Consider the following 26,859-nt stretch of genomic DNA (forward strand, 5'->3'; position numbering starts at 1 on the left):
CACCGAAATAGGGGCTCATTAACATCTGAACGGCGGCCCTACCAGCCGTTAGCTTGACAGCACCCCCACCCGAGGAGTGCACATGTCGAGTAAACGCTGTGCGCTGGCCGGCGGCATCATCCTCGCCGTCAGCCTGGCCACCCCCCTCAGCTCGGCCGCGGCAGCGGCGGAACCCGCGCCTCAAGCAGCCTCCCCGTCCGTCCCCCCGGCCGTGATCGACGCCATGGAGCGCGACCTCGGCCTCTCCGAGGCGCAGGTCGTCACCCGGCTCGCCAACGAGGAACGCGCCGCCGCCACCGAAACCGCGCTGAGCAGCCAGCTCGGCGGCTCGTTCGGCGGCGCCTGGCTCAACGCCGACGCCAGCAAGCTCAACGTCGCCACCACTGACGCCGCCGCCGCTCCGGCCATCTCGGCGCGCGGCGCGCAGCCCGTCGTCGTCCAGCGCTCCCTGGCCGACCTCGACGCGGTCAAGCAGAAGCTGGACCAGGCCCCCCGCAAGGCCAAGAACAACGCCACCCTCTGGTACGTCGACGTCACCACCAACACCGTCTCCGTCCAGGCGCCCACGGTCCAGGCCGCCGAGGCGCTGGTCGCCGCCGCCGGCGTGGACCGCGGCGCGGTGAGCGTGGCGGCGACGGCCGAGCAGCCGACGCTCTTCATCAACATCATCGGCGGCGCGCCGTACTACATCGGCTCCAGCCGGTGCAGCGTCGGCTTCCCCGTCACCAAGGGCAGCGTCCAGGGCTTCACCACGGCCGGCCACTGCGGCCGGGCCGGCAACAGGACCTCGAACCCGTCCGGCACCTTCCAGGGTTCGTCCTTCCCCGGCAACGACTACGCGTGGGTCGCCGCCGACAGCGGCAACACCGCCACGCCGTACGTGCGCGGCTCCGGCGGCGCGAACGTGACCGTACGCGGGTCCACGCAGGCGTCCGTGGGCGCGTCCATCTGCCGCTCCGGCTCCACCACCGGCTGGCGCTGCGGCACCATCCAGCAGCACAACGCCTCCGTCAGGTACTCCCAGGGCACCGTCACCGGCCTGACCAGGACCAGCGCCTGCGCCGAGCCCGGCGACTCCGGCGGCTCGTTCATCTCGGGCAACCAGGCCCAGGGCATGACCTCCGGCGGCTCGGGCAACTGCTCGGTCGGCGGCACCACGTACCACCAGCCGGTCAATGAGGCTCTGAGCGCGTACGGGCTCACCCTCCGTACCGGCTGATCCTTCCCCCCACGCCGCGCAGCGCGCCCACCAGACCCGGGCACGCTGCGCGGTCCTTTTCGTGCCCGGAACCCTGAGGAGGTCAGGGTCGGGTCAGGGGCGGATCGGGGACGGCGCCGGATGCCGGGGGAGGGGCGGCGGCGGGATGGTGGTGGCATGACCGCAGCAAAGAAGCTCCTCCCGGCCGCCGCCTGTGGCTCGATCGTGTTCGCGGTGATCGCGGTGGCGGCCGGTCAGTTCGGCCCGGACCCCTACCTCGACCCCATGAACGTGACCATCAGCGAGTACGCCGTCTCCGACCGCGGGGGCGTCACGGAGGTCGCGATGGCGGTGCTCGGGCTCGGGTCGCTGGCCCTGCTGGCGGGGCTGCGGTCCGCGGGCGCTCCGGTGCGGGGGATGCCGGAGCGCCTGCTGCTGCTGTGGTCGGGGGCGCTGATGGTGGCGGCGGTCATCCCGACGACGCCGATCGGGCAGGACCTCGACCTGGCGGCGCAGATCCACCGGTACGTGTCCGTCGCCGCCTTCGTGAGCCTGCCGGCCGCAGGGGCGCTCCTGGTGCCCCGGTTGACCGCGGACGCCGCGTGGAAGCCCGTGGCGCGGGTCGTGGAGTGGGTGGCGCTGGCCGGGGGGTTCGGGCTGCTGGCGATCACGTACGTGGCCCTGCCGGGGGAGCGGGTCATGATCGGGCTCGTGGAGCGGCTGCTGCTGGGGGCGGAGGTGACGCTGCTGGGCGTGCTGGCGTTCTGGCTGGCGTGGCTGTCGTGGCGTCCCGCCCTGGCCCGGACGGCCACCCGGGTGCGCAGCGAGCTGACGACGGCGGCCTGACGCGGGGACCTGGGGTCCGGGGGCCCGGGGGCCTGAGCGGGCGGTTTCCGGCAGGTCACATGGGGTGTCCCCAGGGGCCCCAAAGCCTCCGTTTTCCCGACATATCACAGATTTATCGCTAGTCGATCTTAAAACCAGGCGTTTCGATGCTATTCTCTCCCGCGATCTTCTATCCGGGAGCAGGTGTCATGGCATCGGGCAGATCCATCCGATTCAAGATCTCGACGCTGCTCGTCATCCCGTTGGTCTCCCTGGTCGCACTGTGGGGCTTCGCCGCGAGCACCACGACGGGTGAGGCGCTCAACCTGCTCAAGGTCGAGACCATCTGGACCGGCGTCATCAACCACTCCGACGGCCTGATCGGCAACCTCCAGAAGGAGCGCCTGGCCTCCGCCGAGCGCCTCGGGAACAACGTCACCGATCCCGACGCCCTGGCCGAGTCCCGCGCCAAGGTGGACGCCAGCAGGAAGCGCCTGACGCAGAGCGCGGCCACGGAGGACGTACAGGCGGCGCTGACGCCGGACATGAAGAACCAGCTCCAGACGGTTTTCGCCGCCATCGACCGCATCCCGGACATCCGCCGCAAGGTGGACGAGCGCCGACTCACCCCGGGCAGCCTGGTCACCGAGTACGCCAAGATCTCCGACGAGATCCACCTGCTGTACTCGCGGCTCAACATGAGCACCGACGTCGAGCTCTCGCTCCAGGCCCAGGGCGTGATCGCCGCCGACGAGGTGCGCGAGCTGCTCAGCCGCGAGCACGCGCTGATCATCGCCTCGAACGGCCGCGCCACCATGCACGACCTCCACATGCTGGCCGGCATCGACGGCTCCAGGGCGTACCTGTTCCCGAAGGCCCTCGCCAACCTCGACACCGAGCTGCGTGCCCCGTTCGAGCGGATCTACTACTCCCCCAAGTACGTCACCATGGAGAACCTGGTGGAGAGCACCATCAGCGGCCAGCCGCTGGACATCGAGCTCTGGCGCGGCATCGCCACCCAGGTGCAGGACGAATACCAGGAGGCCGTCTGGCGCACCGGCGACAAGCTGCTCGGCCGGATGGAGCCAGCCGGCATCGCCATCGTCGTCCAGGCCGCCGTCGCGGGCGCGCTCGGCCTCGTCGCGGTCATCGTCTCGATCTTCATCTCGGTACGGTTCGGCCGCCGCATCACGCGTGAGCTCGCGGCGCTCCGCCGTACCGCGCTGGACCTGGCCGAGATCAGGCTCCCCGACGTCGTGGCGAAGCTGCGCAAGGGCGAGCGCGTGGACATCGCGGCCGAGGCGCCGCCCATCAGGGTGGCCAGGAACGCCACCAGCGAGGTCGCCGACCTCGCCGCGGCCTTCGACAGCGTGCAGAGCACGGCCGTGGACGCCGCCGTCGAGCAGGCCCACCTCCGCGAGGGCCTGTCGGAGGCGCTGCGCAACCTGGCCAGGCGCAGCCAGTCGCTGCTGCAGCGCCAGCTCAAGCTGCTCGACGAGATGCAGCGCCAGACGGAGGAGCCGGAGGCGCTGGAACCTCTGTTCAAGCTCGACCACCTGACCACCCGCATGCGTCGCCACGCCGAGGGCCTGGTGCTGCTGTCGGGCGGCTCGGCCGGGCGCAGGTGGCGCGGCGTCATCCCGATGGAGGACGTGCTGAGCGGCGCCGCCGCCCAGGTCGAGGAGTACACCCGGGTCCGGGTCTACCCGATGCCGGAGGCCGGCGTCTCCGGAGCCGCGGTCGCCGACCTCATGCACCTGTTCGCCGAGCTCATCGAGAACGCCGCCGCCTTCTCCTCGCCCAGCAACGAGGTCTCGGTACGCGGCGAGATGGTGGGCAGGGGCTTCGCCGTCGAGATCGAGGACCGCGGGCTCGGCATGGACGAGGCCACCCGGCAGGCCATCAACTGCCGGCTGGCCAGCCCGCCGGAGTTCGACGCGGCGCAGACCGAGCGCCTCGGGTTCGCCGTCGTCGGCATGCTCGCGGCCAGGCACGGGATCAAGGTGACGCTGAAGCCGTCGCCGTACGGCGGCACCACCGCCATCGTGCTCGTGCCTGGGTCGCTCGTGGAGCCGCTGGTGACGCCCGCGAAGGCGCTGGACTTCGAGCCGGTGTCCGTGTCGGTGGTGCGTACGGACGGGCCGGCGACCAACGGGAACGCGGCGAACGGGGGGCTGCCGCGGCGCGTGCACACCAGCAGACGCGGCCCCGCCCTCCCACAGCCCGCCCAGCCTCTGGACGACGAACTCGGCCCCCGCCCCGACCCCGCCCCACTCTTCGGCGGCACCGGCGACGCCCCCGCACTCTCGCCGTTCGGAAGCGACGACGCGCCGGAGGTCTCCCCGTTCCGGGGCAACGACGCGCCCTCGCCCTTCGGGGGCGGCGCGCCCGAGGTTTCTCCGTTCCGGAGCAGCGACGCGCCGGAGGTCTCCCCGTTGCGGGGCGGCGACACCCCTGCGGCCTCGCCCTTCGGAGGTGACACGCCGGAGGTCTCCCCGCTCAGAGGCGGCGACGCGCCGGAGGTTTCTCTGTTCCGGGGCGGCGATGCTCCCGACGTCTCACCGTTCCGGGGCGGCGACGCTCCCGACGTCTCCCCGTTCCGGGGCGGCGGTGGTCCTGCCGTGGCTCCGCCGGTGCGGAACGGTGACGGGCCGGCGGTCCTGCCGCGGCGGGCGCGTACGAGCGGGCAGCAGCCCGCCGAGCAGCAGGCGGGCCCGCCCCAGACCGCCGACGGGCGGCCCCCGGCGAGCCTGCCCCGCAGACAGCGCCAGAACGGCCTGTCGCCGCGCCTCAAGGAGGCGCCGCCGCCGGAGCCCGCGCCCGCGCCGGAGCGCTCGCCCGAGGAGGCCAGGGCGCTGCTCTCCTCGCTCCAGTCCGGCTGGCAGCGCGGCCGCCAGGACAGCGACCAGGATGGGGGAACTCAATCGTGAGCCGCGAGCACGAATGGGTCGATGAGGAGGCCGGGCCGGTCGTGCGGCCCTACGCGGTGGCGCGCGGACGCACGAGACCCGCGTCCTCGGCGCTCGACCTGCTGGCGAACGTCGGCGCGACGGGGCTGCCCGCCCCGTCGGGCGCCGAACTGAGCGCCCAGCACCGCCGCGTGCTCGCCTGCCTGTCCGGCAAGTCCACGCCGGTGGCCGAACTGGCCTCGGAGGTCGGCCTGCCGGTCGGCGTGATCAGGGTGCTGCTGGGCGACCTGCTGGAGTACGGCCTGGTGGCGGTCCGCCCGCAACGCGACCGCGCGTCCTCACCCACGGAGAGCCTGCTCCGCGAAGTGATCAACGGCCTGAGGGCGCTCTGACGCGCTCTCCTCTGCCTCGCCGAGGTCCGCGCACGTACGCGGTGTGCGGCGATGGAACCCCGCTCCGGGCGGGGCCGAAGAAGTCGAAAACCGCTCCCCGAGGTTGACGCCTGTTGGCCGGCCTGGGGAGCTCACGACGAGCCTCCGAAGCCGCGGTCGCCGGCCATGGCAGTCCGATTCACCGCAATCACGCGATCTCGCGCATTCCCGTAATGCAGCACGGGTTCATTGCACTTATTGGCCACCCGTGTTGCGCGATGATTCTTTCTCCTGGGGAGTATTGATATCCTCGCGGCTGAGCCGAGGCTGATATTTGGGCATAGAGAGGCGTGTCGCATGTCCTTCGCCGAGCAGATTATGCCGATTTTCCGCATAGCCCTGGAGGTGCTACGTGAGACTGGGGGCCCGATGCAGCCCGGCGCTGTACGTGAGGCGATAGCGGAGCGCGTTGAGATACCACGCGACCTGCGACGTCCTGACGCGCACGGCGAGATCCTCTGGTGGACCCAAGTGAGCTTCCGCACCGGCGAGGCGGCGTCCCTGGGATGGATGACCAAAAGGAACGGCTGGTCGATAACCAGCATCGGGATCAAGGCGCTGGACGATTTCCCAGATATCGCCATATATCGGGAATTGCAACGCCAGTACCGTGAGCGGCGGCTCATCAGGGCCGGTGATTTCCCCAATGCGTTCGAGCAATATCAACGCAACCTGGGTTATGCCCGGCAACTCGTGCACGGCGGTCGCAATCTGGAAAGATTGGGCGTCGCCGCCTTCGACGTCACTGATCTCTACCGTGCTGCATGGACCCAGGCCGTCGCGGCCCTCGACCATTGGGTCACTCAAGAGATCATCGATCGGGCCGTGGCGCTGGCGCAGAGGCCGGGATCCCCGCGTCCGAACAACTTCAGCCGCCTGTCCATGCCGGTCGAGCTGGTGGAGAAAGTACACCGGAACGCCGAGCCGCTGGAGGACGCGTTCCGTGCCGCACTGGAGCGTTTCTTCGAGTTCAAGACCTTCCAGCACCCGGACAAGATCGCGGAAGGCTTCTCTCATGTCAGCAAGGTCAGTCTGTGGACAACTGTCGCGGGCAAGCTGACTGATCAGGACCCGCGCGAGCCGATCGCGGCCGATCGGATACGCAGGAAGCTTGCCGAGATAGCCAGACGCCGGAACAACATCGCGCACACCGGCGACCACGACCCGGGCAGCTTCCACCGCAAGATGAGGATCACTGCGCAGGAGACCGAGCAGACCATCGATGTGCTCGAGTCGGTGGTGATCGCGATACTCCAGGCGCTCGGTGACCTGCCGCCGGCCACGGATCACAGTCTCCCACCGGCCGAGGCCGGCTCCTTGGGGGCTGCTCCGGTCCAGCCTGACGCGAAGCGCAGAGGCGCGATCCGGGCACTGTCGAGATGGACCGAGGAGAGCCTTCTCCACGCCCTCGACGAATACTGTCCTCCTGGCGTGGCCGACACACTCCTCGCGGTCTATCGGCATGCGGAGGGCCATCCAGCCTTCCGGGGCTATTACTTCGGGGAAGCCGCCCATCCCTCCGTCACCGCCTGGTTCAGCACCGGGCACGACGAGGCAGCGATGTGGAGCATCTACACCGGCGTGAGCAAGTCGGTGCTGTCGATCAATTTCGAGTGGATGCGCAACAGGGGCGTGCCGGTGGATCGCCTGGAGCGGCTCGCTCACGCCCTCTCCGTGCTTCCCGGGTGGGCGAGCATGCCGGCGCAGCTCTCCGCCGCCAACTTCGCGAGGAGGCCGTCCTTGGCACCGATCGCGCTGCAAAGGCCGGATGCCTCCACGGTCGTCATCGGAGCGCTGAACGACCTCCTGAACGCAGACACCTCACCTCGCGCATGGCTGGTGCGCGGCGGCAGCGAGGGGGAGCGTGAAGTGCGAGCGCTGGAAGAGGGCCTGATCATCGTCGGCTGGCATGAGGTGGGAGACCTCAGCCGATACCCGACCCGGGAGGCGCTGGCGGACGCCCTGCGCAACGCCTTCCCGGCGGACAATCCCAACACCATCGCCAACTGGATGGGACAACTCTGGAGATTCACCACCGAGATCCAGCCCGGAGACCTGGTGGTCATGCCGCTCCAATCGCTTCCCGGCCGCATCGCCATCGGGGAGGTCACCGGGCCCTACGAACACCATCCGTACGAGCCTGCCGACTTCCGGCAGGTGCGGAAGGTCACTTGGCTCCGTAGGGACGCGGCTCTCGAAGCGGTCAAGGACGACCTGCGGGCCAGCCTGAACTCGATGCTCACCGTATGCCGACTGGCTCGCAACGAGGCCGCATCCCGGATCGCCACGCTGGCCGCGACCGGGACCGATCCGGGCATGACAGAGGAGGATGCTGAGATGGTTCCCGAGCCCGACGGCGATCCGGTGGTCTAACGGCGCGTGGGCGTCGAGGTCATGAAAGTGCGGGCGAGGCGGTCGATCTCGTCGTCCCTGGAGGCCTCGTCGACGCGCTGGTCCCGGTCGATCCGGCCGCGTTCGGCTTTCAGCCGGCGTTCCTCTTCGCGCAGCCTGATCTCGTACTCGCCGGTGGTCTGCCGGGTGGTGAAGTTCAGTTCGGCCTCGTGACAGGCTGAGCCGGCGCGCAGCTCCTGTGTGAGGAGGCGGTCGTACTCGGTCTTGCCGTTCAGCATCTTCGAGATGATCGGCATGCAGTCGAGCAGGACGAAGATGATCCGCAGCAACCAGTGAGCGAAGTTGACCATGCCACTCTGGCCTGCGAGTGTGCCCAATGCCTCCCATCGGTCCAGCAGGCCGATGTCGGCGTAGGCCCGCTTCTTCTCCTCGACGCGCGCGGTGATCTTCTTGCTGAGAGCCGTCGAACGCTGCTCTTCGGCGCTGGCGCGATCGGCCGTCAGCGAGCCGATCTCGGTCCTCAGTTTCGCGATCTCCGCCTGCTGTCGGGGAATGTCATGGGTGGCGAGGAAGGTGGTGAGATCGTTCGTCCGGACCTTGCACTCAGGGCCGTTGCCCTCGACGCCTGTGGTGCGGTTCGCCACCTTTATGCCGTTACACTCCCGTCCGCGGAGCGCCTCCAACTCCTGGCGTCGGTTGATGTCTGCCGCCAACTGGTCTTCGGCGGCCTTGAGGCTGCTTTGCCTCTGCGTCATGTTCCGTTCGATGGCGAGCGCCTGGTCGCCGCCGTCGAGAAGATAGCCGGTGCAGTCGACCCCCGAAGGAGCTGGCCCGTCGAGGGGGTTGCACTGCTTGTATCGGCTCTCCGTCAAGCTGATCGCCTGGTCGCGCTCCACCAGGATCTGCCGATCGAGCCGCTCCTGGAAGATCTTCAGGGTGAGGGGTTCGGCGATGAAGATCCCGATGACGACGGCGAGGGCGAGGCGGATGAGCAGGTTGCCCCAGCGGGTCCAGCCGTCGTTGTCGCCGTGCAGGCTGGTGATCAGGAATCGGTCGATGTTGGCGATGATCAGGCCCCACAGCGCCGCGACCGGCACCAGGTAGAGCAGGGACGCCTGCGAGAGCAGGGTCAGCGCGCCCAGCATGGAGGTGCCCGCGATGAGCGCGGTGCTGATCACGACTGCGCCGAGGCTGGTGTAGCGGGAACGTTCCTGCGGGACACTTGCGAGGATCTTCTCGTCGACTCCGGTGAACCGACGCAGGAACACCCCGAGCGTGAGCCGCTCCCGGCGCCGGGGACGCCGTCCGCGCTGCTCGCCGGCCTTGGACTCGTGGAGGATGTCAACCACGGACGTCCTCCTCCATGAAGAAGTCGTCGTCGGGGTCGCCGGCCGTCACCTCGGCGCGGGGCTCATAGGCCGGGCCTTCGAGGTCCCTCGCCTCCGCGTCCGGCTCGACATCGTCGAACGAGGCAAGCAGTTCCTTTCCGGTGTTCTCGTTGAACAGGCCCTGGGCGATCGCCGCCCGGACGACCTCGGCCCTGCCACGAGCCTGAACGACCTGCAACTCGTGCTCGCGCTGCATCCTGTGCTGGACAGCGCTGTACTCACGGTCTCCCAGGGCGGCGTACCGTTCGGCGACCTGTTGCTCGCTGAGGCCGTGCACCGTGACGTACAGACTGTCGGCGGCGCCAGGACCGCTGTTCAGGAAGTCCCTGACCTTCGTGGCCTCGCTGATCTGCTGATCCCGGTCGAGGGTCGCCTCCTGCCGGGTGAAGTCGTTGGCGCTACGACCCTTGGTGTGCAGGTAGTCCTGCTCGTCCAGCTCGAAGTCACGGTCGAGCTTGCGCCTGGCGTCGCGGAGGCCGTGTTCGCCCTGGATGTTGTGCAGACTGGTCTCGTAGTGCCGCCGCCCCCGAGCGATCTCTTCGGGGGCGTACACGTCGAGGCCGGAGAACTCGGCGGTCATGCCGGACAGCACACACGGCACCAGGGTCGCGTAGGCCTTCACCTGGGCGTGCACGAGCGTCCACAGGTCGTGGACCTGGTGCAACTCGTAGTCGCGGCCGAGCTCGAAGAGCTTGTGGTAGGCCCGGATATAGGTGACGAGGTGATCGGAGACATCGGTCAGACCGGCACGCACCACCTCGATCGGTTCGTCGACCGTGCAGTGGAACCGCACCGCGACCCTGAAGTCGTGGGCGCCAGAGGAGTTGATCGGTACGTGGATCGTCACCGGGTGGTCCTTGGACACGTCCACGACGCTGACGCTGTCGCCGTGCAGCACGTGCGGTTCGTCACCGTGCAGCCGCCGGTCGCCCAGCACGAACGTGCCGTCGTATTCGAAGACGAGCCGCTCGTGCGGAAGTTGGCGGGGCAGGCTGGAGATCGGCCGGCGGGGCTTGCTCAGGAACCCTTTCCTGGCGACAGGCTCAAGGGGGACCTGCCTGATCACGGGGTAGCTCATGGACGCTTTCCAGTGGTGTCGAGGGACAGTGCAGCGGGGCTCAAGAAGATCCGGAGCAGCGACAGGAGAAGCTCCATCCGGTTCTCGTCGGTGTTGCGGGAGATCGCGTAACGCCGCAGATCATGGGCCAGCAGCGGCCGTTCCCTCGCAGGAAGCGCCTCCACGAGCGCTGCGAAGAGGGCACGGACACGGCTGCGGTCGTCGTCGTCACGCTCGTCGAACGCGCAGACGGCGTCGTACAGGGCGGCCAGCGCGTCCCTGCGGTGAGGGCGCTTGACCAGAACCGCCGACCACAGCTGGGCGAGGGGGATAGCTGATTCGGGGCGACTACGCAGGTGGGCGGTGACTGTGGGGACCCTGACCCCGTCCGCGCGAGCCGACAGGACACTCAAGATCGCCCGGATCGACGGGTCGACTGCGCGGCCGATCCGTCTGTCGTTGCTGATCTGAGCCGCCATCCGATCGAGCATCGGGAGGGCGTTGCCGGTGGCCTCGGTCAGCGCTGCGAACAGCCGAGCCAATGCGATCTCTGCGTGCCGAACCGGCTTCTCGCTGACTTTGATCTGCAGCCAGAGCATCCGGGTCGCCTCCAGCGGAAATCGGATGCCCAGCTCACCGGACCAGGCCAGGCTGGCGGTGAATTTGGGTCTGACCGCGGATGCCCTCGTCCACGAGGTGACCGTACGCAGAACCTCCGGACGGGTCGTTTCGTCCAGGCACAACCATGAGATGGCCATCGCGGCGGTCGCCTGCCTGCGCATGACGCCCCCTCCTCGGGCCCATGGGGTGAGAAACGTGCTTTCGACGTACGAGTAGTCCGTGACGGAGGCCAGAACCGCCACGCCCCTGGCGATCTCCGCCTGTACGCTCGGGTCGCGAAGATTGGCGCACTCATGCAGCCATTCGATGACCGGATCCCACAACCGCATGCCGTGCCGTTGGTACAGCTCCCGCATGACGTGCGTTCGATGCCCCTCGACCTTGAACACCAGCCTGCGCCCCGGTGCCAGGCCGAAAAGCGAGCCCTCTGCCACCCGGAGCAGGCGGCGGCTCGGCATCGGATCGTCGGCCGAGATGGCATCCGCCTTTTCCCCGCCGATGCCGGCGATGGACTCCAGCCGGGCGAGCAGGATCTCGAAGCCGCTTTCCGGAAGACCGGCGGTGAAGGCCATGGCAGCCATCTCGAAGAGCTCACCCCGGGTGCGTGGGCCGTCGAACCAGGCGACCACGTCACGGCGCCCGGCGGACTCCAGCCTGTCGAGCGCTTTGTCCAGCGGAACCCCTGAGGCCAGCTCGCGCGCCAGTGCCACCACGTCGGCCATGGCATGGTCGGCGGTGATCTGGGCGGCCGCCTCGTCAGCGATCTCGGACGCCACGTGGTGGGCCCGCAGGACGTCGCCGGCCGGCGGCGGCAGCCAGGGTATCTGGTCCCCGTCGGGCAGCGAGGTAGCCGTCCCTGTGATCACCAAGTAAGCTCCGGCATCCCGCACGCGGCGCCTGATCTCCCGTACGTGGAAGTCAGCGATGCTCCCCTCGACGTCGTCCTTGGGCCAGTCGCACAGCAGATAGCCGTGGCCTGGCCGAATCTCGCGGGCGGCCAGCTTCTCCAGCGTGTAGGCCGGACTGAGTTCCACCACCATGTCGGGCCGGGCGGCGACGACATCGTGAAGCAGATTGAGCGCTGCCGTCCGTCGGCCCGTGCCGGCGTTGCCGATCAAGGCCACCATGTTGTTGCTCTCCAGTTGTTCGGCGGCGGCCCTGTAACTGGCGTGGCGTACGTAGCAGGTGCGAGCCTCCGCCATCTCGTGCTGGGATACGGGGCCGGACGTGCGGCGCGACTTGGGGCGGGAATCCGAGATGCCGAAGGAGGCTCCCCCGATGTTGCCGTGGATGTGGTTGATGACGGTCTGGACGTGGGAGACCTGCGCGAAGATCTCGTCCGTCGACTGAGGCTGATCAGTCAGATCGACCGGCGTGGCCTCTCCGCCGATCCTCACCCCCTCGGGCGGCGAGTCAGTTTCGGATGCCAAAGTTGATCTCCTCGCCGGAAATGGGGGCGGTGATCAGGTTGACGGTCATCTGCTCGGCGTTGAACTGCTGGGCGAACTGCTTCGCGGCGGCGTCGACCCGCACCAGCCTCTCCAGGGACTCCAGCAGGTCGTCGCGGGACTCCGGGTCGGCCGGTCGGCCCTGCTCGGACCGGAACGCCTTGATCTTCGCGAGCAGTCTCCTGGCGCCACCGAGGCCGGTCTCGGTGCCGTAGGCACCCAGACGTTCGAGGGCGCCGCCGGCGATCAGCGCCCACAGGGTGTCGGCGACCTCGGGCAGGTTGTCCATGTCGAGGGTTCCCTTCTGGTCCAGGTCTTCGGAGGGGATCCACATCCAGGCGATCTCGGTGCGTTCCTTGGTCGGCACTTCCAGTCGGGTGAAGGACTCCGGCCTATAGGAGGTGTGGAGCTGCCGGACGACGTCCTCGTAGAGCCGATCGGTGAGGATCAGCACCAGGTCGGCGCGCGGGTTCGCCTTCAGGGCGGCACGAGCGGCCTTCGCGTCGAGCAGCCGGCAGGTGGTCACCACGACCTGGCCGACGAAGCCCATCGCGCCGCGCTTCACGACGCCGTGGCCGATGGCCACGCGGATCCGTAGACGGGCGTCGTCCCGGCGTTCGCGGTTGTGGTCGTGGAGTGCTTTGCGTACGCGACGGATCAGGTCGTCGATGACCCGGAGTTCGGGCTCGCCGTCCGGGAGGACGATGACCTCGCCGTCGCCCGCCTCCTGGCGGGTCCAGGTGTCACGGCGCAGTCCGGTCTCACGGGCGCCACGGTCCATGACCTGGGCCAGACCCGACTGGATCGAGTCGTGCCGTAGATCATCGCCGCGGCCGTATCCCTCTGCATCGACCGCCATGATCAAGCGGCGGCTGAAATCGGAATCGAGCATCACGTCACCTTGTGGTTGCGGAAAAGATCCCACGGAGTGGCCGGGGAGATCGTCGGGGATAGAGTCTGGCGAAGATCTCTTCGCCCCAAGACGTACCAGTACGCTTTATCGGAACTCGGCCAGTCTGACCGGGTCGATGATGATCTTCCGGCGATGACTGGGATCGATCAGTTTGAGATCTTTGAGACATCGGATGGCCTTGAAGACGGCGTCTTTTCCGGCCCCGATCAGATTGGCGATCTCCTCATGGGTGAGATCGATCCCGAGGTCTCGTTTCCCGTCCACCCGGTCGATGCCGTGTCGGCCTGCGAGTTCCACCAGCACGTTCGCGACCCGTACCGGCACGCTGAACTGAGCGAAGTCGGTTCTTCTGCGGTTGGCCCAGTCGAGCCGGTCGGCGATCATCCTGGCCAGCGCGTTCCAGGCCGCGGGGTGACGATCGAGGAAGTCCGTGAACGCCTGGGCCCGGATGACGTGCACCAACATCGGACTGCACGTGGTCACCATGGCCGATCTCGGCTCTCTGCGCAGGGCCGCCAGCTCGCCGACCACATCGCCGCTGACCCGAATGCCCAGCATGGCTGCCGCGCCCGTTTCCAGGTAGGCCGTCACCTTCACGCACGCCGTGGGCCTCTGGCCTGGCATGGACCGCAGTAGGTAGACCTCGGACCCCCCTCGGTCCCCTTGCTGTATGAGTGGCTCGCCGGCCCGCCGCGGGGACGGCGGCGCGAGAGCCAGCAGTTCCGTCCGCTCCTCCGGGCTGAGTCTGTGCATGAAGGTGCCAATGGGCCACGTAGCGGGCAGTTGATCATTTATCACGGATTAAGCGCCTTGGTCATCGATGTGAAGCTGTAAGAAGCTACACCCTGGAATATCTAGGAGCCAGGCGTGAGTGGTCAGGGATGTGCGGATATGAAGTATCTTGTCCGGCTTATCCCGAAGAATCAGTCGAAATTTCTAAGTGAACGGAACAATATTCCTGTGGTTCGCATGGTCTGGCGAGCCATAAGAACCGATCTGTGACCTATGTGCTTTTGATATCGTTCTTTGTGGCTTCTGTGTTCTATGTACTTATTTGACGGCTGCTTCCGGTACGCAGGACGAGCGAGGCTGTCAGGACGCCTTCGTACAGGTGAGCACGATGGTCGTGCCGACCGCGACCTTGGTGCCGGCCTTGTGGGACTGCTTGGTCACCGTCCAGTTCTCCGGCAGGAGGACCATCGTGTCGTAGCGGTCCTGCGAGCCGAGCTTGATGTCGCTGAACTCGTCCCATCCCCGATCGACCAGCCACTGCTGGGCGATCGCGGCGTTCTGCCCCTTGAAGTCGGGCAGCTTCACGAGACGGTCCTTCTCCTTCTCGGCGGGAGGAAGAGCGGTGTCCTGCGACGCCTCCGCGGAGGCCGCCCAGGTGGGGGCCGTGGCCGTGGTCGGCGTGCTGCCGGCACTTCCCACGGCCACACCGCCGACGCAACCCGCGCCCAGGGCGAGAACGGCGATCAGGGCGACCGCCGGGCCGGGAATTCCCCGGCGTGCGGGAGGCGGCACAGGGGGTTGGTACGTCATGGTGAGTCCTTGGGATCAGGCGGCCAAAGCCGCGTCGAGGTAGGTGATGTCGCGGACCGCGACGTAGAGGCGCCAGCTGAGCAGGCCGGTGCGGGTCACCACCGTGACCCGCGCGCCACGAGCGGCGAGCCAGACGGCCAAGTCGGCGAAGTAGCCGTCTCCGGACCCGATGACGACCCGTTCGAAGCGGAGGTCGACGCGGTCGCTCACGGCCATCTCGGCGAGCACGCTGTCGGCTCCGTCCGGACCCGAACGGGTGAGGATCTGAGCGCCATGGATCACTCGGCCCACCTCGACGAGCGATCGCGGGTTGACGCCGACGACGAACTGATCCAAAGGCCCGACCGGCACCCGTTGCAGGTAGTCGGACATGGTGTGTGCGATCTCCGCCGCGGTGGGCGACGGTGACGCGGTCAGGTTCTCGATGTCCAGTAAGTGGATGGCTCGTCCGGCTCGCAGAGTACGCATCACAGACCCCGCCTCTCTCGTCGAACAAAGACTAGAGGCTGTGAACTGAGTATGCAAGCAAGTTCAGCGTGACAGCAGTAGGAGGAGTTGCCATGCCGACGGACGTTCATGCGGGCTCTTGTGCATGGCCTGCCGAAGGAGGTCGCGAAAAGGAACGGGCACCATGCGGAAATCCGGGTCGGAGTGGATGATCTGGTTCTCGACTGCCCAGACGGACGGACCATCGAAGGCCAGGCGACCGGTGGCCGCGAAGTACATGGTCGCGCCCCAGCTGAAGACGTCTGAGGCGGGACTGATCGGACGGCCTTCGACCTGTTCGGGCGACTTGAAGGCCGGAGTGCCCTTGGCGCCTCCCGAAATGGTGAGCCGCTCGACGGCGCGTGCGATCCCGAAGTCGATCACTCGTGGGCCGTCGGTGGCGAGCAGGACGTTGGCCGGCTTGAAGTCCCGATGGACGATGCCCGCCTGGTGGATTCCGTTGAGGGCGGCGGCTGTCGCGATGGCCAGCCGGACCATGCTGTCCGGGGAACGCGGACCCTCGAGACGAATGAGCTGATCGAGAGAGGGACCCTGGATGTACTCGCTGACGATGTACGGTCTCCCATCGTCGACGCCGACGTCGATCACCCGGGCGGTTGCGAACCCTGGCACCCGGCGGGCCGCACTGGCCTCGGCGAGGAAGCCGTCCCGCTCCGTGAAGGCCACTCGTGCGTGCAACAGCTTGATGGCGACCTGCCCGCCGTCCGGAGAACGAGCCAGATAGACCTGTCCCTGACCTCCTTCGCCTATTTTGGTGAGGAGTGCGTACGGACCGATCCATGCCTGTGCCGGTGCAGGGGCCGGGCTGGGCGCCACCGGTCCTGGCCAGGCTTACACCGCTCCCTCGACCGCGAGATAGGCCGCCGCGAAGATCCACAATGTCGTGTTGCGGAGCCGATAGGCGGCATAGCCGATCATGAAGGGGATTGGTAACCCGCCGCAGCAGCAGACCGGCATCAGAGCCCAGGCCAGGCTCTGACGCAGGTTCGTCTGGAGGGCGGCCCGATCGGGCCCGGCAGTCATGAACCGCATGATATGGAGGCGTTCGGCGCCGGCGTTCGCAGCTTCGCGGGGAGCCGACATCGTGGCCGTGCGGTCCTGCCGTCACTGCCCCAGAGCGGCCTCCACGAACGGGCCGTCCCAGCCGGTCTCGGTCTTCCAGATGATCGAGACGTCGAAGAGCGCCTTGATGATGTCGACCGCCCACAGGTCCTGAGGCGCCTTCGGCAGGACGAGGAAGAGGAGGAAGAGCCGGTCGATCTCCTTGTGCTTGCCGCTGGCCCATTCGGCTTCCAGGAGCCGAGGTGCCATGGCGCGAAGCTCGGCGTAGGTGTCGACGCTCTGCGCTGAGATCATGTAGAACCCGAGCCCGCGCTCGTCCTCACAGAGGATGTCGGCGTACTCGGTGTCCAGCACGGGCTCGCGTTCGTTGCCGTACAACTCGGCGGCGAGCATGTGCTTGAGGCGGGCGTGTGCCGGTTGCTTCCGGCTGGCCGCCGCCTGCTCCTTGAGGAAAGCTCGAAACTCATCCCAGTCGGCGAACCGCTCACTCTGGGACGAAGGGACAGCATCAGTCTTCTTGATCTCAGCCACAGGCACCTTGACAGGCCCGCCCAGCTCGGCAGGCAGAGGGGACGAATGGAGCACCGTCAGGGACTGCGTGCACCGCGTCAGAGCGACGTAAAGCTGGCGAAGCCCCGTCGAACTCTGTTCGGCGAACAGGTGCGGTTCTACCACCACGACGTGGTCGAACTCCAGACCCTTCGCCATGTGCGCGGGCATGACGGCGACCCGCTGTCCCATTCCCGGCAACGCGGACTCCTGGGCGGCGGCGATCTGTCGGGCGAGTTCGGTATGGAGCTCGTCCTGCGCGGGAGTCAGGACCGCGACGGAACGTGCCTGGTCGCCGTCTTGCATGGCCAACCGCTGGGCCCTGGTGACCGTCTCGGTGATGATGCGCTGCCGGGGGACCGGAACGATCGCCAGAGTGTCCGGCGAGGACGGGCGAACGGAAGCCGGGATCGCCGTGGACGGCGAGATCTCCGTCCCCAGCATCGCGGCGAACTTCATGACTTCCGTCGGCACTCGGTAGCCGACGCCCAGTTCGGCGATGTGCCAGCCTTCGGCGCCGGCCAGGATGTCGGCCAGGCGTTCCCAGACGTCGTACTGGCGGATGCCCGTGCTCTGCGCCAGGTCTCCGAGGATGGTCATCGAGCCGGACGGGCACCAGCGGGCCAGCGACTTGGCCTGCATGGGCGTCAGGTCCTGGGCTTCGTCGATGACCAGGTGCTGGTAGCGCCGTTCGTTCTCACCGGTCAGGAGCCACCGGAGCTCCTCCAGGCAGACGAGGTCTTCGGCCGACCAGGGCTCGTCCGCGACTCGTCTGGCCGGCGGGCGGACGAGCGCGGCCTGCTCGTCGAGGGTGAGCACGCCGAAGGCGGCAGCGGCAAGGGCGTCCTTGTCCGCGAGCAGTTGCCGATAAATCTGCTCGGCGGTGGTTGACGGCCAGATCCGGTTGATGAGCGTGGATACGGCCGGAGCCTTCTCCAAGTTGCCACGGAGCGCGCCGTCGGACTTCTTGATTCGGGTTGCCTCGGCGTACTGGGTCAGCAACCCGTCGATGACGGTGTCGACGAAGCGGCGACGCCGTACGAGGTAGGGACCCTTGGCCTCGCGAGCCGCTGTGACAAGCCGGACAAGCTCGGCCTTGTCGATGTCCAGCCGCGCGCCGCGGAAGTTGAAGCCCTCTTCGGTGGCGAGATCCTCCCGGATGAGGTTCTCGACCGCGTTGTGCAGCACCCTGGCCATTCGGTCGTCCGACTTGACCAGCCGGGCAGCGACCGGATCGGTTCCCCGGACGTCGCCCGTCCAGAGTTCCGCGATGTCCACGGTCGCCACACCTCGGCTGCCCATACGGGGAAGGACATCACGAACGTACTGAAGGAACGCTTTGTGTGGGCCGATGACGAGCACCTGATCAGGGGTGAAGTGCTCATTGTCGAGCAACCAAGTCACACGGTGCAGCCCGACCGCCGTCTTGCCGGTGCCCGGCCCGCCCTGGATGACGAGCACGCCCTTCCGTTCGTCGGCGACCAGCCTGAGCTGGTGGCGCTGGATCGTCTCGACGATGTCACGCATGACGCCGTCGCGGGCAAGGTCCAGGTCGGCGAGGAGGAACAGGTCGGGCTCGTCGTCGGTGACCGGAGCCGCGATGGTTTCCCCCTGGGCGTTGATCACCTGGATCTCGGTGTCGCTGTAGTCGACAACCTTGGGGCCGTCGCAGCGGAGCTGACGCTGCCGCCGCACATCCGCGGGCTCGTCGGGAGTGGCCAGGCGCCAGGCGGTCGCCGCCTTGGACGTCCACTTCACCAACGCCAGGTCGCCTTGGCGGTCTCGTACGGTGGCCCGGCCGATGTACCAGGTGAGCTTGTCATCGGGGTCCTCAAGGAGGTCGATCCGAGCGATCACCAGGGGCTGTCGGCCGAGATCCTCGCGGCGTCCGTACTCCTTCGGAAGGTCCGGATGAGACGACAGCCCGGCGTCCGGGCAATCTCCCAGGCTGCTGGATCGAAAGTTCTCGACAGCCTTCCGGTCCTGGTCGACGCAGTCGTAGATGTGATCGACGGCCAGCTGTTCCTCAGCGATCACCGCGTTCCGATCGAGCGTGCTCATCTGACCTCCGGGGGAACCTGAGCCTGCCTTGTGATCCTAGTACACAGCTATAGCATTTGGTGTTGACGACAGTAGTAAGTCGTTCCTAGAGTGCTGTCAACAAAGCCGTTCGCTCTCTACAGCGTGAAGAAACTGCGCAGACCCTCCGTCGCTGGGAAACTGGGCCCCTGACGCACACCGACCGATCAAGAGAGGCCACCACGTGGCGAAGTTGACGTTGCCGCGGCACGGCTTCTGGGACAAGCGCCCCGACGTCGCCGACTTCCGCGACGAGATCTTCGAGATCCTCGTGACAGCCGACCTCGGTGACGTCGATCAGCTGGAGCAGGTGGCGGACAAGGCCCGGGACGCCGTCAAGAACAACCACGCGACGATCCCCAAAGCGTGACCCTGGCATGCTGGTGACCGTGAGTGAAATACCAGGAGTCCTGCGAGTCGGTGACCTGGAGGTCGCCGTCTCGGTGAGCGATCGGCGCAAGAACGTACGCCTGACCGTCGAACGGGACGCCTCCATTACCGCGGTCGTTCCACCCCAGCTGTCGAAGTCCGAGCTGACCAAGGTGGTGGAGGCCAAAAGACCCTGGCTGTACGGCAAGCTCGCGGAGAAGCGGGAGCTGGGCGACGCCCCACCTGCCAAGGAACTCGTCGGCTGGTATCGCCGGGTCGGCCACCCCTGGCTGTCCAAGCGGGTGCGCCCCTGGGCGACCCGGCTCGGCGTCGAGGTCAACGGACTACGAGTCCGGCCGCTCGGTTACCGATGGGGATCGTGTTCGAGGGACGGACAGGTCAACATCCACTGGGCCACCATGCAACTGCCCCCCAGCCTGATCGACTACGTGCTCGTTCACGAGCTGGCCCACATCCGCAGGCCCGATCACGGGGCCGAGTTCTGGAGCACCGTCGAGGGGGCGCTGCCAGGGCATGAGGACTATCGCGGGCGGCTCCGCCATGCCGGAAACGAGCTGTGGTTGCCGGAGGAGGGGCTCTGATGCAAGACGACGTCCTGGTCAATGCCGTTGACATCGCGCGGATGGCCGACGTCGGCCGGGCCGCGGTGAGTAACTGGCGCAAGCGCTTCGACGACTTTCCCCAGCCTGTGGGCGGCACCGCCTCAAGTCCTGCCTTCTCGCTGAGCGAAGTGGAGCAGTGGCTCCGGGACCACGGCCGTTATGTCGAGGTGTCGCCACTGGAACGACTCTGGCAGCGGCTGCGCAGCAGCACTGACGATCTGCGGTTGGGCGAGGTGGTGGCCGAGGTCGGCGCGGTTCTGCTGGGGGAGAGCGCCAGGCTTGATGATGCTCTGACCAGGGAGATCAGGGACATTGGGCAGGCGGAGGGCGTGAGCGCCGCATTCGACGGGATATGTGAGCGCTATGTCGATCTACATTCTCGCCGCCTGCTTGCTACTCCACCAGCGGTGGCGAGACTGATGACCGCGATCGGCAGCACTGAGGGCGGCACCGTTCTCGACCCGGCCTGTGGAATCGGCACCATATTGCTGGAAAGCCACGGCATCCACATATCGGGCCAGGAGCTGAACGAGAACGCCGCCAGGCTGACCAGTGTCCGGCTACGCCTTCATGGTTATGCGGCGCAGATCGAAGCCGGCGATTCGCTGCGTGACGACGCCTTCGCCGGCACGCAGTTCGACGCCGTGGTCTGCAATCCGCCGTTCAACGAGCGCGGCTGGGGATATGAGGAGCTGACCAGCGACCCGCGCTGGGAGTTCGGTCTGCCACCGCGCGGTGAGTCCGAACTTGCCTGGGTACAGCATTGCCTGGCGCACGTGAAACCAGGCGGGCTTGTGGTGATCATGATGCCGAGTGTGGCCGCCGGTCGCCGTCCGGGCAGGCGAATACGCGGCAATCTCCTAAGAGCCGGCGCCCTGCGAGCCATCATCAGCCTCTTCCCTGGCGCCGCTCCCGCCTCCAGCGGACCACCCGACCTGTGGGTGCTCCGCAAACCCGCCCAACGGGATGAGCCGCCGTCGGACGTGTTGATGGTCAACGCGGGCGAGGACCTGGTCCTGGCCGAGACGGCGTGGCGAGCCTACCGAGAGAAAGCGGAGCTGCCGGAGAACAGCCGGGTGGTTCGCATCATCGATCTTCTCGATGAGGAGATCGATCTGACGACGAGCCATCGGGTGGCGACGCAGGAGCCCACTTCCGGATATCTCGTGATGAGTGATGGCCTCTCATCCATCCTGAAGGAGCTGCGACTTCCCCGAATCGTCGCGACACCTCGTCGAGATCTTGCGATGACCAACCTCGGTGAGCTTGCCCGGGCAGGGGCCGTCACCATCATGCAAGGTCCGCTCAAGCTCCAGGAAGACGGTGACCTTCCCGTGCTCACGGCCAAGGATCTCCTGCTCAACAGAGAGCCCACTGGCCGTACTGGTGACGCTCCAGGACTCGTCCGTATCGAGGAAGGCGACGTGATCGCCTCTCTGCTCCATTCCAGCGGCGCGTCGCCACGGGTGATGAGCCGGGCAGGGGCTGTGCTCGGATCGCAGCTGCTGCTCTTCCGGACCGATCCGGAGCGGCTCGATCCCTACTTCCTTGCCGGCTGTCTACGGGCTGAGAGCACCGCCGCGAGCCGTCACGGTTCGACCGTCAGGAGGGATCCACGGCGGGCGTCGCTGCCCCGACTGCCGATCGAGGAACAGCGCCGGTATGGAAAGGCCTTCGCTCAGCTTCTCGTGTTCGAGGATACGGCCAGAGCGCTGCGCGAGATCAGCGATAATCTTGTGGTTGCCGGGCTCGACGGGCTTCTTGACGGGAGTCTGACCCCGGAGTGACCCCCGGGAGGCTTGGTGTCCCACTTTCTCGGTCGTTACCAGCTTGACCCCTATCGGCTCGGTCGTGGCGGGATGGGCGAGGTGTGGGGCGCCCACGACATCGTGCTCGCCCGGAAAGTGGCGATCAAGTTCGTCCTTCTGCCGGACGCGGAGCTGCACCAGAGGTTCGCCCGGGAGGCCAAGGCGCTGTCCAGCTTGGCTCACCCGGGCGTTCCCGCGCTGTACGACTTCGGGACGGTCGACGGCCGCCACTACATGATCATGCAGTACATCGAGGGGAACGGCCTGCACGACGTCATCGCCGAGCACGCGCCGCTCTCCATCGGCTGGGTGGCGTCCATCGGAGCACAGATCGCGACCGTTCTGGAGGCTGCTCATGAGCAGGACATTCTGCATCGGGATCTGAAACCGTCCAATCTCATGCTCTGCCGGGACGGCTCGATCCGGGTTCTGGACTTCGGCTTGGCGTTCATGCATGACGCGGACATGACCACGCTCACCCAGACCGGGCAGCAGCTCGGGACCGCCGCGTACATGTCTCCCGAGCAGGTCGAAGGCAAGCGGGGCACTGTGCATGCCGACATCTATTCCTTGGGGTGCGTACTCTACGAAGCGGCCACCGGCCACCCGTTGTTCACCGGGCCCAACGATCACAGCGTGAAGACGCAGCACATCACGACGCCACCGATGCCGGCCGGGCGGCACCGGCCCGACATCCCACGTGGGCTGGATGAGCTGCTGATGGCGATGGTGGAGAAGGACCCTGCCGACAGGCCCGCGAACGTTCGCGAGGTGTACGAGCGGCTCACCCCCTACCTGTACGGCACCGAGCCGCTGGGCGACATGACGGATCGCCGCGCGAGCCCCTTGCTCTTGTACGCCCGCGCGCTGAGCCGGACCACCGTCACGGACCCGCCGAGGTCAGCGGCAGAAGCGCGGGGAGCCGGCGACGCGTTCGGCCAGGGTGACGTACGCCGTGCTCGCCGCCACGCGCAGACGCTGATTCGGGAGTCCCGGTACAGCGAAGCGACCTCGACACTGGAGCGGGCCCTCGCCCGTGGGCCCGATGCGCCTGGACTGCGGGAAGAGCTGGCCGAGGCCTTCATGGCGGCGGGTGACCACCGTCGAGCGGCCCAGATATACGGCGAGTTGGCGGCGTCGAGTAAGACGGGTCAGGCGTTCTACTACCGGCTCCAGGAAGCCACCTGCCACGCTCACCTCGGCGACGTCGAACAGGCGCTGCACCTCATGACGGCACTGGTGGCCGACGTCCCGGCGGAGGATGATCCGCAGGCTTTGGAACTGCGGCGCCAGATCGGCGAGCTGGAGCGCAGCGCCGGATTGCTGGATCGGGCTCGGCGCACCCTCGCCGCACTCCTGTCCGACCTTGAGCGGATCTACGGCGCGGAGCATGCCGCGACAGAGCGCGTGCGCGAACTACTCATGTCGACGTGATGGCCTGTCCCAGATTTCAAGAACGGCCCGCACGCCGATGAACTCGGCAATGGGGCCGTCCCACCAGCCCGGCGAACGCCGTCGTCAGTTCGCCGAGGTGAGTGTCCTCAGGGAGTGCTCGACCAGGGTGATCATCACTTCCTTGGCCGAGGTGCGCCGGCGTACGTCGCACAGCATCACCGGGACGTCGTCGTCGAGGTCGAGTGCGATCCGCACGTCGTCCACGCTGTGCCGGTCGGCGCCGTCGAAGCAGTTGACGGCCACCACGAACGGCGTGCCGCGCTGCTCGAAGTAGTCGACCGACGGGAAGCAGTCGGTGAGCCGCCGGGTGTCGGCGATCACCACGGCCCCTAACGCGCCGTAGGACAGCTCGTCCCACATGAACCAGAACCGCTCCTGCCCGGGGGTGCCGAACAGGTAGACCACGAGCCCGTCGCGGATGGTGATGCGGCCGAAGTCCATCGCCACGGTCGTGGTGGTCTTGGCCTCCACGCCGTCGAGGTCGTCCACGCCGACCCCGCGGTCGGAGAGCACCTCTTCCGTGCGCAGCGGCTTGATCTCGCTGATCGACCCGACCAGGGTGGTCTTGCCGACGCCGAAGCCGCCGGCGATGAGGATCTTCAGCGCGACGGGATCCTCAGAGAGCACGGAGTCCATTGATCACTTCCTTGAGAATGCGCTCGTTCGTGCGCGGGCCTCCGGCGGAGGGCGACGACACCGAGATGAGGCCGTGGTCACGCAGATCGCCCAGGAGCACCCGGACGACACCGACGGGCAGGTCCAGCTCGACGGCCAGGTCGGCCACCGAGATCGGAGCCCGGGCAGCCCGCAGGATCAGTCGCTGCTCGGGACCGAGCTCGCCGGTCGGCGTCTCGCCGACGGCGCGCACGATCGCGACGAGGTCGAACACGTCCCCGGAGGGACGCGTACGGCCACGGATGAGAGCATAGGGCCGGACGACGGGTCCGGCCTCCTCATCGAACCACTGCGGGCTGTCGCTCATGACGCTCCGGCGCGCGGGTTGGTGGTGATGTGCTGGCCCACCCGCTTGACCAGCATGGCCATCTCGTACGCGATGTGCCCGACGTCCACGTTCGCCTCGGCGATCACGGCCAGGCAGGTGCCCTGCCCCGCCGCGGTCACGAACAGGAACGCCGACTCCATCTCCACGATGGTCTGGCGCACGTCGCCGCCGCCGAAGTGGCGCCCGGTGCCGCGGGCCAGGCTCTGGAAACCGGCCGCCACGGCCGACAGGTGCTCGGCGTCCTCCCGGATGAGCCCCTTGGAGTATCCGATCGCCAGCCCGTCGGTCGACAGGATGACCGCCTGGCGCACCGCCGCGACCCGCGACGTCAGGTCGTCAAGCAGCCAGTTCAGCTCACCGGTGTTGGTGGTCGGCACACTCATGCATCCCCCTTACTCATGGCCCCTCCTCAGAGGCTTCTTCTCGGGCGCGTTGGGTTCCCCGCTGGAAGGCGGAGAACAGGTCGCGGACCTCGTCGGGAGAGCGTTCGGCGGGCTTCTCCTCAGCGGGCGGCTGCGGCGGGCTCTGGGGCGCCTCCGCGAGCTTGGGCGAGAGGCCGGCCTGGCGTACGCGCCGGGGCAGCCCCTTGTGGGTGCCCGAGGTCACGACCGCGAGCGCCTTCTTCCTCGTACGGCTCGGCACCGCGGCCATCTCCTCGCCGCCGCTGCCGGCCGTCAGCGCGCTCTGCTCGGTCACCAGGGACCGCGGCACCAGGACGATGGCCGTGGTGCCGCCGAACGGCGAGCGCCGCAGCATGACCTTGATGCCGTGCCGTTCGGCCAGCCGCGCCACCACGAACAGGCCGAGCCGGTCGCTGTCCGCCAGGTCGAACTCGGGCGGGTTGGCGAGCATGCGGTTGGTGGCCGCGTACTCGGTGGCGGACAGGCCGAGGCCCTTGTCCTCGATCTCGATCGCGTAGCCGTTGCTGACCTGGTCGCCGCGTACGTGGACGGCGGTGTCGGGTGGCGAGTAGATGGTGGCGTTCTCGATGAGCTCGGCGACCAGGTGGGTGAGGTCGGCGGCGGCGGCGCCGTCGAACGCGCTGACCGGCATGGCCTGGACCTCGACCCGGGTGTAGTCCTCGACCTCGGCGACGGCGGCCCGGACGATGTCGATCACCGGCACCGGCTTGCGCCAGGCGCGGCCGGGCGCGGAGCCGGACAGCACGATGAGGCTCTCGGCGTGCCGCCGCATGCGGGTGGTCAGGTGGTCGAGGCGGAAGAGCTCTTCGAGCTTGTCGGGGTCGTGGGTGCGCCGCTGCATGCCGTCGAGCAGCGCGAGCTGGCGGTGCAGCAGGCCCTGCTTGCGCCGGGCGAGGTTGAGGAAGACCTGGCCGACGCCGCGGCGCAGCGCGGCCTGGCCGACGGCGGCGTTGACGGCGGTGCGCTGCACGGAGCCGAAGGCCCTGGCCACGTCGATGATCTCCGCGGATCCGCTGACCTTGATCGCCTTGGCCTCCTTCTTCACGTCGACGTCCTCGCCCTTGCGCAGCCTGGCCACGAGGTCGGGCAGGCGGCGCTCCGACAGCTCGACCGCGGCCGCGCGCAGCCCGCCGAGCTCTCCGGCCAGGCGGCGACCGAAGCGTACAGAGATGATGATCGACGCGAGCACCGCGATCAACCCGACGCCGCCCGCGACGGCGATCTGGACGACGGTGGCGGTGGCGGCCTCGGAGGTGCGGGCGGCCAGGGCCTCGGAGGCGGTCCGGGCGTCCTTGTCGAGCTGGGCGCTGAGCTTGTCGAGGGTGTCGGTCCAGGCGGTGCCGTTCGTGGGCGGCGTGCCGGTCTGGGCGATCCGCGCCTCCATCGCGACGAAGGTCTGGAAGGTGTCGGAGGCGAAGAGCTGCTCGTACGGCCGCCGCATCGTCACGTCGAGACCGGCGAGGCCGCGCGCGTGCAGGAAGCGGCGCGAGGCGGCGTACTCGGTGAAGGCGGAGACCTCGGACCCGCTGAGCCGCTGCCGGCCGATCCCCACGAGGACGAGCGCCTGCTCCCTGGCGATGTACTCCCTGGCCAGGCCCATGGTCTGCATCGCGGTGGCCTGCTGGACGATGGCCAGGTCGGTGACGGTGAGCAGCTGGGAGTAGACGGTGAACAGCGCGTCGACGATGGTGTTGTACGCCGTCAGCCCGCCCAGGCGGGAGCCGCGCCCGGCGTCGATGTCCGCCCTGACGGGGCCGAGCCGGTCGAGCGCGGGCCAGAGCGCGCTCAGCGGGCCGCGCACGTCGGCGGCGGCGCCGCCCCCGGCCTCGGCGACGGCGATGCGGAGGTCTTCGACCGCGCGGTCGGTACGGGCGCGCTGGGCGCCGAGCACCTCGGTGAGCTCACGCGTCGTGAGCGCCTCGGCGGTGCGCATGCGCTCGGCCTGGAGCTGAATTGCCAGGTCGGAGGTGGCGACGCCGATGGTCCGGTAGAGCGTGCCGCCGCGGAGCAGTGACTGGGCGTCGCCCATGGTGAGGTTGAGGACGAAACCCCAGAGCGCGCTCAGAGACAGGAGGGGTAGCAGCAGCAATAAGAAGATCTTGAACCGAATAGACCGGTTTCGCGAGCCCATGTCCCAACCTCGAGTCGGGGGCATTTCCACACCTTGTGTAAATACACCTCCGGAAGATCGCACAGGAGACTAGCACCGTTTACGCTTCCGGCGCAGTGGGAGGAACACGTTCATTACCGTGATTATTGGGACAAGATCCCCCAGTAGTGGCGGGCCGTGAGCCGGGC

23 protein-coding genes are annotated in these 26,859 nt (G+C 67.8%); 9 read left to right on the forward strand and 14 right to left on the reverse strand.

What is annotated here, in order from left to right; all coding sequences use genetic code 11:
• Positions 1-82: 82 nt before the first annotated feature.
• The 5 genes from AC27IY_RS48235 to AC27IY_RS48255 all read left to right on the forward strand — a co-directional run bounded on the left by AC27IY_RS48235 (position 83) and on the right by AC27IY_RS48255 (position 7,736).
• Positions 83-1,219 carry a S1 family peptidase gene (locus AC27IY_RS48235; RefSeq protein WP_364456902.1) on the forward strand — a complete coding sequence of 379 codons (1,137 nt, stop codon included), beginning with the start codon at positions 83-85 and terminating at the stop codon, positions 1,217-1,219.
• 156 nt (positions 1,220-1,375) lie between these two features.
• Positions 1,376-2,044 (forward strand): DUF998 domain-containing protein, encoded by a 669-nt coding sequence (locus AC27IY_RS48240; protein ID WP_487182024.1) that lies wholly within the window; start codon positions 1,376-1,378, stop codon positions 2,042-2,044.
• A gap of 188 nt (positions 2,045-2,232) precedes the next feature.
• Entirely contained in the window at positions 2,233-4,953 is a 2,721-nt protein-coding gene (locus tag AC27IY_RS48245; protein ID WP_487182025.1) for a sensor histidine kinase, read from the forward strand.
• Complete coding sequence (locus tag AC27IY_RS48250; protein WP_344208646.1) at positions 4,950-5,324, forward strand: DUF742 domain-containing protein; 375 nt, start codon at positions 4,950-4,952, stop codon at positions 5,322-5,324. The genes AC27IY_RS48245 and AC27IY_RS48250 overlap by 4 nt, the downstream gene beginning before the upstream one ends.
• A gap of 336 nt (positions 5,325-5,660) precedes the next feature.
• Positions 5,661-7,736 carry a hypothetical protein gene (locus tag AC27IY_RS48255; RefSeq protein WP_487182026.1) on the forward strand — a complete coding sequence of 692 codons (2,076 nt, stop codon included), beginning with the start codon at positions 5,661-5,663 and terminating at the stop codon, positions 7,734-7,736.
• Here the strand turns inward: AC27IY_RS48255 and AC27IY_RS48260 are convergent.
• The 10 genes from AC27IY_RS48260 to AC27IY_RS48305 form a co-directional block, all read right to left on the reverse strand.
• Positions 7,733-9,064, reverse strand: a complete 1,332-nt coding sequence (locus tag AC27IY_RS48260) for a DUF4407 domain-containing protein (protein WP_371250955.1) — start codon at positions 9,062-9,064, stop codon at positions 7,733-7,735. The two genes, AC27IY_RS48255 and AC27IY_RS48260, sit on opposite strands and share 4 nt — an antisense overlap.
• A complete protein-coding gene (locus AC27IY_RS48265; protein WP_344208640.1) occupies positions 9,057-10,181 on the reverse strand; it encodes a hypothetical protein in 1,125 nt (374 codons plus the stop codon). The genes AC27IY_RS48260 and AC27IY_RS48265 overlap by 8 nt, the downstream gene beginning before the upstream one ends.
• Positions 10,178-12,211 carry an nSTAND3 domain-containing NTPase gene (locus AC27IY_RS48270; RefSeq protein WP_371250954.1) on the reverse strand — a complete coding sequence of 678 codons (2,034 nt, stop codon included), beginning with the start codon at positions 12,209-12,211 and terminating at the stop codon, positions 10,178-10,180. Before AC27IY_RS48270 ends, AC27IY_RS48265 begins: the two co-directional genes overlap by 4 nt.
• A complete protein-coding gene (locus AC27IY_RS48275) occupies positions 12,195-13,121 on the reverse strand; it encodes a hypothetical protein (RefSeq protein WP_371250953.1) in 927 nt (308 codons plus the stop codon). Before AC27IY_RS48275 ends, AC27IY_RS48270 begins: the two co-directional genes overlap by 17 nt.
• Positions 13,122-13,226: 105 nt before the next feature.
• Positions 13,227-13,895 (reverse strand): Crp/Fnr family transcriptional regulator, encoded by a 669-nt coding sequence (locus tag AC27IY_RS48280; protein ID WP_344208634.1) that lies wholly within the window; start codon positions 13,893-13,895, stop codon positions 13,227-13,229.
• Positions 13,896-14,234: 339 nt separating this feature from the next.
• Positions 14,235-14,684, reverse strand: a complete 450-nt coding sequence (locus AC27IY_RS48285) for a PASTA domain-containing protein (protein WP_344208632.1) — start codon at positions 14,682-14,684, stop codon at positions 14,235-14,237.
• Positions 14,685-14,699: 15 nt separating this feature from the next.
• Positions 14,700-15,056 (reverse strand): hypothetical protein, encoded by a 357-nt coding sequence (locus tag AC27IY_RS48290; RefSeq protein ID WP_487182027.1) that lies wholly within the window; start codon positions 15,054-15,056, stop codon positions 14,700-14,702.
• 159 nt (positions 15,057-15,215) lie between these two features.
• Positions 15,216-16,007: a serine/threonine-protein kinase gene (locus AC27IY_RS48295; RefSeq protein ID WP_487182028.1), complete on the reverse strand. Its 792-nt coding sequence runs from the start codon at positions 16,005-16,007 to the stop codon at positions 15,216-15,218.
• A gap of 15 nt (positions 16,008-16,022) precedes the next feature.
• Positions 16,023-16,214, reverse strand: a complete 192-nt coding sequence (locus tag AC27IY_RS48300) for a hypothetical protein (protein WP_371250950.1) — start codon at positions 16,212-16,214, stop codon at positions 16,023-16,025.
• 81 nt (positions 16,215-16,295) lie between these two features.
• Positions 16,296-18,863, reverse strand: coding sequence for a HelD family protein (locus AC27IY_RS48305; protein ID WP_487182029.1), 2,568 nt, complete (start codon positions 18,861-18,863; stop codon positions 16,296-16,298).
• Between the two features lie 202 nt (positions 18,864-19,065).
• On the opposite strand from AC27IY_RS48305, the gene AC27IY_RS48310 reads away from it, so the two are divergent.
• The 4 genes from AC27IY_RS48310 to AC27IY_RS48325 are packed head-to-tail and all read left to right on the forward strand — an operon-like array spanning position 19,066 to position 23,115.
• Positions 19,066-19,251, forward strand: coding sequence for a hypothetical protein (locus tag AC27IY_RS48310; protein WP_344208625.1), 186 nt, complete (start codon positions 19,066-19,068; stop codon positions 19,249-19,251).
• 19 nt (positions 19,252-19,270) lie between these two features.
• Positions 19,271-19,852, forward strand: a complete 582-nt coding sequence (locus AC27IY_RS48315) for a M48 family metallopeptidase (protein WP_487182030.1) — start codon at positions 19,271-19,273, stop codon at positions 19,850-19,852.
• The gene (locus AC27IY_RS48320) at positions 19,852-21,660 is read left to right on the forward strand and encodes an N-6 DNA methylase (protein ID WP_487182031.1); all 1,809 of its coding nucleotides are present in this window, start codon (positions 19,852-19,854) and stop codon (positions 21,658-21,660) included. The genes AC27IY_RS48315 and AC27IY_RS48320 overlap by 1 nt, the downstream gene beginning before the upstream one ends.
• A gap of 15 nt (positions 21,661-21,675) precedes the next feature.
• Positions 21,676-23,115, forward strand: coding sequence for a protein kinase domain-containing protein (locus tag AC27IY_RS48325; protein WP_487182032.1), 1,440 nt, complete (start codon positions 21,676-21,678; stop codon positions 23,113-23,115).
• 84 nt (positions 23,116-23,199) lie between these two features.
• Here AC27IY_RS48325 and AC27IY_RS48330 read toward each other — a convergent pair whose 3' ends face one another.
• From AC27IY_RS48330 to AC27IY_RS48345, 4 genes are read right to left on the reverse strand one after another with little or no spacing between them, the layout of a single operon-like run.
• The gene (locus tag AC27IY_RS48330) at positions 23,200-23,772 is read right to left on the reverse strand and encodes a GTP-binding protein (RefSeq protein WP_344208617.1); all 573 of its coding nucleotides are present in this window, start codon (positions 23,770-23,772) and stop codon (positions 23,200-23,202) included.
• Positions 23,753-24,118 carry a DUF742 domain-containing protein gene (locus tag AC27IY_RS48335; RefSeq protein ID WP_344208615.1) on the reverse strand — a complete coding sequence of 122 codons (366 nt, stop codon included), beginning with the start codon at positions 24,116-24,118 and terminating at the stop codon, positions 23,753-23,755. The genes AC27IY_RS48330 and AC27IY_RS48335 overlap by 20 nt, the downstream gene beginning before the upstream one ends.
• Complete coding sequence (locus AC27IY_RS48340) at positions 24,115-24,522, reverse strand: roadblock/LC7 domain-containing protein (protein WP_329587382.1); 408 nt, start codon at positions 24,520-24,522, stop codon at positions 24,115-24,117. The genes AC27IY_RS48335 and AC27IY_RS48340 overlap by 4 nt, the downstream gene beginning before the upstream one ends.
• A 13-nt stretch (positions 24,523-24,535) precedes the next feature.
• On the reverse strand, positions 24,536-26,650 hold the full coding sequence (locus tag AC27IY_RS48345) for a sensor histidine kinase (protein ID WP_487182033.1): 2,115 nt from the start codon (positions 26,648-26,650) through the stop codon (positions 24,536-24,538).
• Between the last annotated feature and the right edge of the window lie 209 nt (positions 26,651-26,859).

The sequence above is a fragment of the Nonomuraea sp. B208 genome (genome assembly GCF_057536035.1).

Coding starts and splice junctions, on each gene's coding strand:
- AC27IY_RS48275 (WP_371250953.1), bottom strand. CDS start 13,121: ATGCTCGATTCCGATTTCAGCCGCCGCTTGATCATGGCGGTCGATGCA.
- AC27IY_RS48300 (WP_371250950.1), bottom strand. CDS start 16,214: ATGACTGCCGGGCCCGATCGGGCCGCCCTCCAGACGAACCTGCGTCAG.
- AC27IY_RS48335 (WP_344208615.1), bottom strand. CDS start 24,118: ATGAGCGACAGCCCGCAGTGGTTCGATGAGGAGGCCGGACCCGTCGTC.
- AC27IY_RS48305 (WP_487182029.1), bottom strand. CDS start 18,863: ATGAGCACGCTCGATCGGAACGCGGTGATCGCTGAGGAACAGCTGGCC.
- AC27IY_RS48290 (WP_487182027.1), bottom strand. CDS start 15,056: ATGTCCGACTACCTGCAACGGGTGCCGGTCGGGCCTTTGGATCAGTTC.
- AC27IY_RS48255 (WP_487182026.1), top strand. CDS start 5,661: ATGTCCTTCGCCGAGCAGATTATGCCGATTTTCCGCATAGCCCTGGAG.
- AC27IY_RS48245 (WP_487182025.1), top strand. CDS start 2,233: ATGGCATCGGGCAGATCCATCCGATTCAAGATCTCGACGCTGCTCGTC.
- AC27IY_RS48235 (WP_364456902.1), top strand. CDS start 83: ATGTCGAGTAAACGCTGTGCGCTGGCCGGCGGCATCATCCTCGCCGTC.
- AC27IY_RS48280 (WP_344208634.1), bottom strand. CDS start 13,895: ATGCACAGACTCAGCCCGGAGGAGCGGACGGAACTGCTGGCTCTCGCG.
- AC27IY_RS48285 (WP_344208632.1), bottom strand. CDS start 14,684: ATGACGTACCAACCCCCTGTGCCGCCTCCCGCACGCCGGGGAATTCCC.
- AC27IY_RS48240 (WP_487182024.1), top strand. CDS start 1,376: ATGACCGCAGCAAAGAAGCTCCTCCCGGCCGCCGCCTGTGGCTCGATC.
- AC27IY_RS48330 (WP_344208617.1), bottom strand. CDS start 23,772: ATGGACTCCGTGCTCTCTGAGGATCCCGTCGCGCTGAAGATCCTCATC.
- AC27IY_RS48320 (WP_487182031.1), top strand. CDS start 19,852: ATGCAAGACGACGTCCTGGTCAATGCCGTTGACATCGCGCGGATGGCC.
- AC27IY_RS48265 (WP_344208640.1), bottom strand. CDS start 10,181: ATGAGCTACCCCGTGATCAGGCAGGTCCCCCTTGAGCCTGTCGCCAGG.
- AC27IY_RS48340 (WP_329587382.1), bottom strand. CDS start 24,522: ATGAGTGTGCCGACCACCAACACCGGTGAGCTGAACTGGCTGCTTGAC.